Annotated in this window: 8 protein-coding genes and 1 tRNA gene; 8 read left to right on the forward strand and 1 reads right to left on the reverse strand. The window is 53.4% G+C overall.

The annotated features are described in order from the left end of the window. Positions 1-634 precede the first annotated feature (634 nt). Both L215_RS0103800 and L215_RS0103805 read left to right on the forward strand, forming a co-directional pair. Positions 635-2,911: an NADP-dependent malic enzyme gene (locus L215_RS0103800; RefSeq protein WP_025883602.1), complete on the forward strand. Its 2,277-nt coding sequence runs from the start codon at positions 635-637 to the stop codon at positions 2,909-2,911. 231 nt (positions 2,912-3,142) lie between these two features. Beyond that, on the forward strand, positions 3,143-4,372 hold the full coding sequence (locus L215_RS0103805) for a class I SAM-dependent methyltransferase (protein WP_025883604.1): 1,230 nt from the start codon (positions 3,143-3,145) through the stop codon (positions 4,370-4,372). 85 nt (positions 4,373-4,457) lie between these two features. Here L215_RS0103805 and L215_RS0103810 read toward each other — a convergent pair. Then, positions 4,458-4,531: transfer RNA gene (locus L215_RS0103810), tRNA-Cys, on the reverse strand. A 475-nt stretch (positions 4,532-5,006) separates the two neighbouring features. Here L215_RS0103810 and lysS point away from each other — a divergent pair. The 6 genes from lysS to rimM all read left to right on the forward strand — a co-directional run bounded on the left by lysS (position 5,007) and on the right by rimM (position 11,824). Beyond that, on the forward strand, positions 5,007-6,746 hold the full coding sequence (gene lysS, locus L215_RS0103815; RefSeq protein ID WP_025883605.1) for a lysine--tRNA ligase: 1,740 nt from the start codon (positions 5,007-5,009) through the stop codon (positions 6,744-6,746). Between the two features lie 61 nt (positions 6,747-6,807). Beyond that, positions 6,808-7,815 carry an NAD(P)H-dependent glycerol-3-phosphate dehydrogenase gene (locus L215_RS0103820; RefSeq protein WP_007366179.1) on the forward strand — a complete coding sequence of 336 codons (1,008 nt, stop codon included), beginning with the start codon at positions 6,808-6,810 and terminating at the stop codon, positions 7,813-7,815. A gap of 36 nt (positions 7,816-7,851) precedes the next feature. Beyond that, the gene (locus L215_RS0103825) at positions 7,852-9,219 is read left to right on the forward strand and encodes a glucose-6-phosphate isomerase (protein WP_025883608.1); all 1,368 of its coding nucleotides are present in this window, start codon (positions 7,852-7,854) and stop codon (positions 9,217-9,219) included. Between the two features lie 20 nt (positions 9,220-9,239). Beyond that, positions 9,240-9,929, forward strand: coding sequence for a DUF4290 domain-containing protein (locus L215_RS0103830; protein ID WP_238296474.1), 690 nt, complete (start codon positions 9,240-9,242; stop codon positions 9,927-9,929). Positions 9,930-9,975: 46 nt separating this feature from the next. Beyond that, positions 9,976-11,286 (forward strand): UDP-N-acetylglucosamine 1-carboxyvinyltransferase, encoded by a 1,311-nt coding sequence (gene murA / locus L215_RS0103835; protein ID WP_027451368.1) that lies wholly within the window; start codon positions 9,976-9,978, stop codon positions 11,284-11,286. Next, a complete protein-coding gene (gene rimM / locus L215_RS0103840; RefSeq protein WP_025883610.1) occupies positions 11,279-11,824 on the forward strand; it encodes a ribosome maturation factor RimM in 546 nt (181 codons plus the stop codon). The genes murA and rimM overlap by 8 nt, the downstream gene beginning before the upstream one ends. Positions 11,825-11,847 lie beyond the last annotated feature (23 nt).

Raw genomic sequence — 11,847 nt, forward strand, 5'->3', positions numbered from 1 at the left:
TGCAAAGTTCCCAATGTTTAGACGTTTAGACGAATATCATATTACTATTGTTGGGTAAAGTATTACCATTATAGGCATCTGTTCGTGAGAGGAGGTAAGGTACTGCAAGTGCACGGTGCAAGATCCCTCTATATATAGGGGACTTGCACCGTGCACTTGCAGTGTAGCCATACTACTCTCCGAAGGGTGATGAAACCAAGAATTTGGTGATTGTTCAGAGAAATGGTACTTTTGAACTCGGATAACACAAAGTAAGTGTACTCTGTACGGACTCTCAAAAATATCCGTCTTGGCTACAGGGGTTTTAGAGAGTATATAAAGAGAGTGAGACATAGGAAGTTGTGGGCGTAAGTTCATTTTCCCCGCTTCCGCTCTTAGCTGTTGCATAGAGGAGCTACAGATTATTCTGGGCATAAGACTAGAGCAACGGAGCAGAATCAAGTAAGTGTCGTGACCCATACGGGTTGCGACACTTTTTTGGTTGTATGTGTATGTCAAAACGCTGAATTTCTTTTTCCCGCAGAGCTTGATGCGTCACGAAGTGGTGCAAAAGTCGTAGCTTTGCACATGCACTTCGCTAGGTGAGGGAGATCCTTGCCGCGAGGAACTATGTATCATACTATAAGATAGCATAATGGACAAAAAACTAGAAGCGGCTGCGAGAGCCTATCATGCGCTCCCTCAGCCTGGTAAGATAGAGGTGCGACCCACTAAGTCGCACAATACACAGCAGGATCTGACGCTCGCCTACAGCCCTGGCGTGGCGGTACCCTGCAAGGATATAGAGGCCAATCCTGAGCTTGCTTACGACTACACGGCCAAGGGTAATCTCGTCGCCGTCATCTCTAACGGTACCGCTGTCCTAGGACTGGGCAATATCGGTGCTATGGCGGGCAAACCCGTCATGGAGGGCAAGGGGCTCCTCTTCAAGATCTATGCAGGCATCGACGTCTTTGACCTAGAGGTCGACGAGAAGGACCCCAAGAAGTTTGTCGAGATCGTACGCTCGCTAGCGCCTACCTTCGGCGGTATCAATCTCGAGGACATCAAGGCGCCCGAGTGCTTTGAGATCGAGGAGGAGCTGAAGGCTACGCTTGACATACCCGTCATGCACGACGACCAGCACGGCACCGCCATCATCTCCGCAGCGGGCATGCTCAATGCCCTCAAGATAGCGGGCAAAAAGATCGAGGAGGCGCAGATCGTAGTCAGTGGCGCAGGAGCTTCAGCGCAGTCCTGTACCAAGCTCTACATCGCTCTGGGAGCTAAGCGGGAGAACATTGTGATGGTTGACTCCAAAGGGGTCATCCGCACCGACCGCCCCAATCTAGATGAGCGCAAAGCGTTCTTCGCGACCAGTCGTGAGGGCATCTATACGCTAGCCGATGCGATCCAGGGGGCTGACCTTTTCCTTGGGCTTTCGCAGCCTGGCGTGCTGACCCCTGAGATGGTGCAAAAGATGGCTCCCAATCCAATTGTCTTCGCCCTGGCCAACCCAGAGCCCGAAATTAGATATGAGGATGCAAAGGCTGCACGTCCTGATGTGCTTATCGCTACGGGGCGGTCAGATTATCCCAACCAGATCAATAATGTGATCGGCTTCCCCTACATCTTCCGTGGGGCGCTCGATGTGCGCGCCACGGCAATCAACGAGGAGATGAAGATGGCTGCCACGATGGCTATCGCAGATCTAGCGCAGGAGCCGGTCCCCGATGAGGTATCAAGTGCTTACGGGCATATGCCGCTCCACTTCGGTCCTGACTACTTTATCCCTAAGCCTGTAGATCCACGCCTCATCACAAGGGTCTCGATGGCCGTGGCTCAAGCTGCAATCCGCACAGGTGTAGCGCGCCGTGAGATCACCGACTGGGATGCTTACGAGCAGTCGCTCATCATGCGTACGGGAGGTATGAGTCACCTGCTACGCCGTATCCACGAGGCTGCGCAGAAGTCTCCGAAGCGTATGGTCTACGCTGCAGGCGAGAATCCACTCGTACTGCGCGCTGCTGCCGAAGTGGCTCAGCTCGGTATCGCACACCCGATCGTGCTGGGTGACCCCGAGGTGATCGAGCAGATTGCCAAAGAGCATGACCTCGACCTCTCCACCATCCAGATTATTAATCAGCATGACGAGCGGTGGAAGGCTAAGCGTGAGGAGTATGCCAAGCACTATACGGAGCAAAACTGGCGCAAGGGTGGTCTCCTGAGCGAGGCTAAGGACAAGATGTTTGGTCCGAACTACTTCGGCATGATGATGGTACAGTGTGGCGATGCCGACAGCTTGATCACAGGCATTTACTCCAACTATGGATATCTCTCCAATGTGGCTCGCGATACGGTCGGTATAGCGCCAGGGCACCAGCACTTTGCCACAATGCACCTCGTGATGATGAAGAGTGGACCCCTCTTCCTCGCTGATACGCTGATCAATCAGAACCTCAAGGCTGAGACGCTGGTAGACATTGCGCTACTGGCTGCCGAAAAGGTGCGTTGCTTTGGTATCAAGCCTGTCATTGCTATGGTTAGCTTCTCAGACTTTGGAAGTACCGATGCCGAGTCCTCTGTGGAGGCACGCAAGGCGGTCGAGATACTGCACAGAGACTACCCACACATCGTGGTGGACGGTGAGATGCAACTACAGACCGCGCTCAACTATCAGCGACGCGACGAGGAGTTCCCCAACAATCGCATCAAGGGAGAGCCTGCCAATGTACTCATCTTCCCCCGTCTCTCGGCTGCGAATGCATGCTACCAGCTCCTCAAGCACCTAGACATAGCAGAGGACGTGATCGGTCCTATCCAGATCGGACTAGCTAAGCCGATCTACTTCGCCGACCACGATGCAGACGTCAAGGACATCGTCAATATCACAGCGATGGCATCACTAGACTCCAGCTCCTGCTTCGTCTAGTCCATCGCTCCATAGTACGACAAGAGGGAGATCCACCAGCTGGTGGGTCTCCTTTTTTAGTTCCATATTGATGATAGTCCATTTTCATAGGGAGGAAACTGTTGAGCACCCTAGAGGTGCGTCCTGACCGTCCCGCTTCTAGCATGGGACTCAGCGCAGAGAGGCGGGGTGGGGGAGCTTTGCAGATATCTACTTATCTACTATCTTTGCGCTGTAGACAACGAGGTCAGTATGTTATCACAGCAAGATATAGAGCAAGTAGTGGCGCTGAGTAGGCTTTGGGCAGACAGATCGCCCGATAGGATTCTCTTCGAGCGGAGTGAGTTGGAGCCTGAGCTAAAGCGCCAGATCGCTCTACAGGTCTCTCTCCTGCCGAAGATGCAACGCAAGGTGCCATACTTCCTCCAGGGTGGGGGGTATGTCCCGCACAGGGTCAACTTCGAGCAGTCTAGCAGTGAGCTTACGGCACGATACAAGCAGCAGTTTGTCACGGAGCATGATCGTGTCCTAGATATGACTGGTGGGATGGGGATTGATGCGCTTGCTATGGCTACAGTCGCAGAGCGTAGCTTGATTTATGAGATAGATCCTGTCATGGCGCAAGCCTTGACTTACAATGTGCATAAGCTCCTGCAGCAAGACAATGCGACGGTGCGCTGCGGCGATGCCCTGGCGGAGATGGATGCCTCTACACTAGAGGGTGTAACGCTCGTCTATGCTGATCCAGCACGACGCGATATGGATGATCGAAACAAGCGACTCATTAGCATGGACGAGTATAGTCCAGCACCTCTTCAGATCATAGCTCGGCTACAAGAGTTGGGCTATGCGGGGCGTCTGCTACTCAAGCTCTCTCCCATGCTAGACATTCGCTGGATATTGGAGCAGCTGCCACAGATTTCTGCGCTTCATATCGTACAAGTGCAAGATGAGGTCAAGGAGCTACTGGTCTCCATCTCAATGGCTTCACGAGAGACCGATGTAGCGCTTCATCTGGCTCTCGTAGATCGCTTGGGAGAAGTCAGTCGGTGGAGCTTTCCCTACGAAGCTTTGTCCTCGGTCCGCACGCCCTATGCGACTAGCGTAGAGGAGTATATCCATATTCCTCAGCCGCTCCTGATGAAAAGCGGAGCCTACCACCTGATTGCTCAGGAGCAGTCGCTCTCCTTGCTCGGGCCTAACAGCCACATATACACCTCTTCACAGGCATCCACGAGCCCTCTGTACAAGAGCTATCGGCTGATCGAGGAGATAGACTATAGCAAGTCAACCCTCAGGGGCAAGAGCCTACACTCCCTGCGCCAGCGCTACCCAGCGCTTACCATTATGTCCAGACACTTCCCGCTGACCGCTCAGGAGCTCAAGAAGACACTCCGGACTGACGAGAGCGATACCTACTACCTACTCGCCACGACCTTAGGAGAGCAAGCCCGTAAGCTACTGATCCTCAGCTCTTGCTAGCGAGCGTGGATGAGGATAAAAAAAGTTCCTCCACAAGTATGAAGCATACTCATGGAGGAGCTATGAAACGGAAAACTTTTCATCATGGAGGTTCGTGGCGGATTTGAACCGCCGTACACGGTTTTGCAGACCGTTGCCTAACCACTCGGCCAACGAACCATTACCTTCGTGATTACGGCTACAAAGGTACAACAATTTTTGAACAAACCAAATGCTTCGGCTCTTTCGCTAGGGCTACGCATGATAAAAAATGTGGTCGTTTCATTTCCTACCTAGAAATTTGACCAATTCCTAGGTAGCTATTTGGCAAATTCCTAGGTAGGAATTCCATTCTTCAGGAGGAAGGTGTAATCAGAGGGGCTCTGTAGCCACTGTGTAGAGATAATCGAAAAGCGCATTTCCTAGTTATCGTCATGTGCAGCTCCTAGCAGACTGGCGTGGTTACCATGCGTCAGATCGGCTTTTGGTAGTGAGGCTTAAAATGAGTACTTTTGCAGAGGGTGTATCATAGATACCCCGTAAGCTGGCTTGAGCCGATCTTGTCTCCCTAGCTGATTCGATGGGAGGAGGTAGGCTTTTACCACCTAGACTGTATGCTCAGCGGGTGGAAGCGTTTTTATACTTAACTATAGTTATGGACTTACACTTACTAGAACTTAGTGATCAGGAGATAGCACGTCGCAACAGCCTAGACGAGATCCGTCAGATGGGCATCAACCCTTATCCAGCAGCCGAGTATGTCGTGACGGCACATGCTCAGGAGATACAGGACCAATATCAAGATGAGGCGCCTCGCATGGAGGTAAGCATCGCTGGTCGTGTCATGAGTCGACGCATCATGGGCAAGGCTTCCTTCATGGAACTTCAAGACGCCTCGGGGCGTATACAGGTTTATGTGACTCGTGATGACCTCTGCCCTGGAGAGGATAAGGATCTATACAACAAGCTCTTTAAGAAGCTCCTCGACATTGGCGACATTGTTGGTGTCAAGGGCTTTGTCTTCCGCACCCAAACGGGTGAGATCTCGGTGCATGCCGAGGAGCTAACCTTGCTGAGCAAGGCGCTACGTCCGCTCCCCATCGTCAAGGCTAAGGACGATCAGGTCTTCGACGGCTTTACCGATCCTGAGCTACGCTACCGCCGTCGCTATGTGGATCTGATAGTCAATGAGGAGGTGAAGGGCATCTTCATCAAGCGTACGAAGATCTTCCAGTCGATGCGCAACTTCTTCAATTCACGAGGCTACCTAGAGGTAGATACGCCTGTGCTGCAGTCTATCCCGGGTGGCGCAGCGGCTCGTCCTTTCGTGACACATCACAATGCGCTTGACATACCACTCTACCTGCGCATCGCCAATGAGCTTTACCTAAAGAGGCTGATCGTGGGTGGCTTCGAGGGGGTTTACGAGTTTAGTCGTAACTTCCGCAATGAGGGTATGGACCGAACGCACAATCCTGAGTTTACCTGCATGGAGATCTATGTCGCCTACAAGGACTACCGCTGGATGATGCAGATGACGGAGCAGATGATCGAGCATATCTGTCAGGAGGTGCTAGGCTCTACGACCATTCAGGTAGGGGAGCACACGATCGAGTTTAAGCCTCCCTATCGTCGCCTCACGATGATCGACGCTATCCAAGAGTATGGCGGGGTCAATATCGATGGCATGGACGAGGCTGAGCTTCGCAAGGTGTGCCAAGCTAAGGGTGTGGAGATCGACGAAACGATGGGTGTCGGCAAGCTGATCGACGAACTCTTTGGCGCCGTTGCTGAGCCACACTTGATACAGCCGACCTTCATCATAGACTATCCGAAGGCGATGTCTCCGCTTACTAAGGAGCACCGCGATAGAAGCGATCTGACGGAGCGCTTCGAGCTATTTGTCAATGGTAAGGAACTGGCCAATGCTTACTCAGAGCTTAATGATCCGATAGATCAGCGTCACCGCTTTGAGGATCAGCTACGTCTGAGCGAGCGTGGAGACGATGAGGCTATGTATATCGATCACGACTTCCTACGTGCGCTAGAGTTTGGCATGCCCCCCACGTCTGGTATGGGTATCGGTATGGATCGTCTGGTGATGCTTCTGACTGGTCAGGAGAGTATCCAGGAGGTATTGCTCTTTCCACAGATGCGTCCAGAGATACAGCCTAAGCGTGACAAAGAGGAGGCTTATGAAGCCGTTGGCATAGACAAAACTTGGGTGCCACTCTTGCAGAAGGCTGGGTACCTCACTGTCGCAGACCTCGCGGGCAAAGCTCCCGGCAAGGTGATGCAGCAGATGATGGATATCAATAAGAAGTATAAGCTAGGCTTGCAGATCCCCGCACTGGAAGAAATATCCCAGTGGGTGGGCGAGGAGTCTACGAAATAATCATAGTTCACGCATAGCTCTCTCTTGCTAGAGGGCATGGCGTGTATACGGTACAGTCAATATGGATATTGGTCGCATAGGCATACTAGGTAGTGGTAGCTGGGCTACTGCACTGGCTAAGATCTCTCTAGAGTCTACGCCTGAGATAAATTGGTATGTGCGTCGAGATGATCAGGTGCAGCGCTTTAAGGCTACGGGGCATAACCCCGACTACCTCTCTAGTGCTGCCTTTGATACGGATCGGATAACCTTCTACACAGAGGGCTCGATCAACCCTTTCTTTCGCAATAGTGACACCATCATCTTGGTGACCCCTTCGCCCTACATCAAGCACTACCTCAAGAAGGTGAAGCGTAGTAGCATGCGTGGCAAGCTGGTCATCAATGCGGTCAAGGGAATCGTGCCTGACGAAAACCTTTTGGTCTCAGAGTTCCTCATCCAGGAGTTCTCCTTGCCGAAAGAGCAGATCGGCGTGGTGAGTGGCCCCTGTCACGCTGAGGAGGTGGCGCAGGAGCGTCGTAGTTACTTGACCACAGGGTCTTACAGCGATGAGCTGGCGCATCTGATGGCTGATACGCTCTCGTGTGACTACATTACCTGCACCACGTCGGACGATGTGGTCGGCATCGAGTTTGCCTCGGTACTAAAGAACATCTACGCCATCGCTGCGGGTATCTGCAACGGACTCAACTACGGAGACAACTTCCAGAGCGTCCTCATCAGCAATGCGATTGCTGAGATGAATAGCTTTGTCAATACGGTACACCTGCTCAACCATCGTGTCATCACCAACTCGGTCTATCTAGGCGATCTGCTCGTGACTGCTTACTCCAACTATAGTCGCAACCGAACCTTCGGTACGATGATCGGCAAGGGATACAGTGTCAAGGCAGCGCAGGTAGAGATGGAGATGGTGGCGGAGGGCTACTACGGTGCTAAGTGCGTGCGCGAACTTAACACGACACGCTACCGAGTCAATATGCCGATCATGGATGCTGTCTACGAGATACTCTATAATAAGCAGTCGGCCAAGGAAACCATCGAGCGACTTTCGCTCAAGTTCCGCTAACGGACGAAACCTTTTAACCTAACACACGATACAACCATGAAGACAGCCGCATCGCTCATTCAGATCGATACAACACATGCGCAGGCTCATCTATCGGCAGAGACCATCCGCCAGGCGGAGCAAGATGCGCTCGCAGCGATTCAGACGTTACACACAGGCTCGGGAGCTGGTAACGACTTCCTAGGCTGGCTCACACTCCCCGAGGAGACGCTCGAGCGTGACCTCTGCAAGCAGATACAGATGGTAGCCGATAGGCTTCGCCAGGAGTGCCTATATATAATATGTATAGGCATCGGGGGCAGTTACCTAGGTGGCAAGGCTGTCATGGAGGCACTCGGAGACCACTTCTCCACGCATCGTCAGCCAGAGCTAGGGCATCCGCAAGTACTCTTTGCAGGAAACAATATCAGCAGTGACTATCTGCACGATCTGATGGATCTGGTCGTGGACAAGCCTTTTGGTATTGTCAATATCTCTAAGAGTGGTACGACAACCGAGCCAGCTATCGCCTTCCGCATGCTGAGTCAGTACTTAGTGGCTCGTGATGGTCAGGAGGTGGCTAAGCGACGTATCGTTGCCATTACCGACAAGAAGCGAGGCGCTCTGCGTCGCCTAGCAGACGAGCAGGGATACGACACCTTCGTCATACCAGATAACGTAGGCGGTCGCTTCTCCGTGCTGACTCCTGTGGGGCTGTTGCCGATTGCTTTGGCAGGCTTTGACATTGAGGCTTTGCTCCAGGGTGCCAGCGACACGGCGCTCATGTATAGTAGTACGGAGCATCCGTTAGAGACCCCAGCCGTGCAGTATGCCGTGACAAGACAAGCCGCCTATCGGGAGCGAGCTGTGAGCGAAGTGCTAGTCGCCTTCGAGCCACGGCTGAGTGCCATGGGGCAGTGGTGGATGCAGCTCTTTGGCGAGAGCGAAGGCAAGGAAGGCAAGGGACTACTCCCGCTCTCTCTGACCTACACGACCGATCTGCACTCGATGGGGCAGTGGATACAACAAGGTCCCCACAACATCCTCGAGACGATGATCGTCGTCGACACGCCGAGAGACACGATCACCATCCCAACAGATGAGCAAAACCTAGACGGTCTCAACTACCTAGCGGGCGAGACGATGCACCATGTCAATGAGCAGGCGCATCTAGGCACGCTCTTAGCGCACGAAGATGGCGGTGTGCCAGTTTTGCAGTTGCAGTTACCTCAGATTGACGCTAGGACGATTGGCGCCTTCATCTATACGATGGAGTATGCGGTCGCCATCAGTGGCTATATGATGGGGATCAACCCCTTTGACCAGCCAGGCGTGGAGGACTACAAGCGCAATATGTTTGCCCTCCTCGCTAAGCCAGGCTTCGAGAGCGAGACGAAAGCGATGCGCCAGCGACTCAACAAATGAACTTACGACAGATTACAACAATGACAGATACGATACAAACAACCCACAAGAAGAGCTACCACGAGGCCATCCCTCTCCCTGAGTATGGACATCATATCCAGCACATGGTAGACCACTGCTTGACCATTGAGGACCGCGACGAGCGGACTAGGTGCGCACACGCTATTGTCAAGGCGATGGCGATCATCCAGCCCGAGCAGGCTAAGAAGTCGGAGGATCACAAAGTCCTCTGGGATCACCTGGCCGTCATGGCGCACTTCGCGCTAGACATTGACTACCCCGTAGAGCCCATTCACGAGGAAGCGCTCCGTGGTGCGCCCGAGCCTTTGTCCTATCCTGAGGACGACATCATCTATCGCCACTATGGGCACCTCATTCAGGAGCTGATCAAGAAAGCGTGCGAGATGCCCGAAGGCGACGAGCGCGAGGCTTTGGCACTCTCCATTGCCAACCGTATGAAGCAAGCTTATATCTTGTGGAATAAGCGTGCCGTCGATGACTACACCATCTTTAAGGACCTTTACGAACTCTCTGGCGGTAAGCTCGTGCTGACCGAAGAGGAGCACCAGCTAGACGCTACCACACGGCACACACCTCAGGGACGGGGAGGCAACCGTTCTAGACGACAGTACAGGCGTCCAGCACGAGGAGGCAACAACTCCAGAGGAGGAAGTCGCCGTGGCGGTCGTCCCAACCGTTCTAGACGTTAGCAGATACAGATAAACATCTCACTTCTTACTCTTACGACACTAGCTTATGGCATCTTACATCATCGAGGGAGGTCACAGACTCCAAGGCGAAGTAACCATACAAGGAGCTAAAAACGAAGCGCTCCAAGTTATCGCCGCCACCTTACTAACCAGCGAAGAGGTCATCCTAGAGAATGTACCAGACATCCTCGATGTCAACAACCTCATCAAACTCGTAGAGCTCCTCGGTGTCGAGGTGACACGACTCAGCCACGACAGCTATCGCTTCAGAGCTCAGGAGATAGATCTAGACTTCGTCGACTCTCCGCAGTTCCTCCATGAGAGCAAGATATTGCGAGGCTCCGTGCTTCTCGTCGGTCCTCTCGTCGGTCGTTGTAGACACGCCGTCTTTCCCAAGCCCGGCGGTGATCAGATAGGACGTCGTCGACTAGACACCCACCTGATCGGCATTGCCACCCTGGGGGCGGAGTGCGAGTATGATCAGGAGCGTAGAGCCTTTCGCATAGAGGTACCACACCTGCGGGGAGCTTATATGCACCTCGAGGAGGCATCCGTGACAGGTACCGCCAATGTGATCATGTCGGCAGTCCTAGCAGAGGGCAAGACGACTATATATAACGCTGCCTGCGAACCGTACATACAGCAGCTCTGTCGTATGCTCGTCTCTATGGGAGCCCACATCTCTGGCATCGGCTCTAACCTGCTCACCATCGAGGGTGTCGAGCGACTACACGGCACGACGCATCGTATCCTGCCCGATATGATCGAGGTGGGCAGCTTCATCGGTATCGCAGCCATGACGCAGAGCGAGCTAACGCTCAAGAACGTCGGTCTCCCCGACCTAGGACTCATCCCGCAGATGTTTCGCAAACTCGGCATTGAGATCATAGAGCGAGGCGATGACCTCATTATACCCGCCAGAGAGAGCTACGAGATAGAGACCTTTATGGATGGCTCTATCCTCACTATCGCCGATGCTCCGTGGCCAGGACTGACACCAGACTTGCTGAGCGTCTTCCTCGTTGTAGCGACACAGGCCAAGGGCACAGTCCTCATTCATCAGAAGATGTTTGAGAGCCGTCTCTTCTTTGTGGACAAGCTCATCGATATGGGCGCACAGATCATCCTTTGCGACCCACACCGCGCAGTGGTCGTCGGCAAAGACCACCAGACCCGTCTGCGTCCTGCCGTGATGGCTTCGCCAGATATACGCGCTGGTATCGCTCTCTTGATAGCGGCCATGAGCGCCGATGGCACCAGCGTGGTCAACAATGCCGAGCAGATCGATCGTGGCTACCAGCATCTACACGAGCGGCTCAACGCTCTAGGCGCTCACATCGAGAGACGCGATGAGTAGCGCTATCACCTTTACCGTACCAGAGCTCACGCCCATTGGCCACTTAGGCAAGCCACACGGCGTGCGTGGTGAGCTGACCGCTTACCTGACCATCGAGCTAGAGACACTCTGCAGCGACCCTAGCAGCGAAGCCTTTTACCTCTTTGCTGAGATTGACGCTTTGCCCGTCCCGTACCAGCTCCTGAGCTATCGCAGCAAGGGAGACAGCTACCTGCTCACCCTGGCGCATGTCGCTGATCGCTCCATCGCTGAGAAGATGACTGGATGGCGACTCTTCGTTTCCACAGAGCTCCTGGCAGAGAGCGAGGTCGCTTATAGCTGGGATCACTTCATCGGCTTCCGAGTGGTCACCCCCGAGGGAGAACCTGTTGGAACGATCCTAGAGATCAATGATCAAACGGAAAACATCCTCCTCACCATCGAAAGCGCCGACGGCACCCAGCGCTTGATTCCCATCCACGAGGAACTCGTTGAGACGATAGATCCTGAGAGCAAAACCATCCAGCTCCACATACCCCAAGGGCTCCTAGACCTGTAAGCTCACACCTTTCTCACAAGTAG

Source organism: Porphyromonas uenonis DSM 23387 = JCM 13868 (assembly GCF_000482365.1).
GTDB lineage: Bacteria > Bacteroidota > Bacteroidia > Bacteroidales > Porphyromonadaceae > Porphyromonas > Porphyromonas uenonis.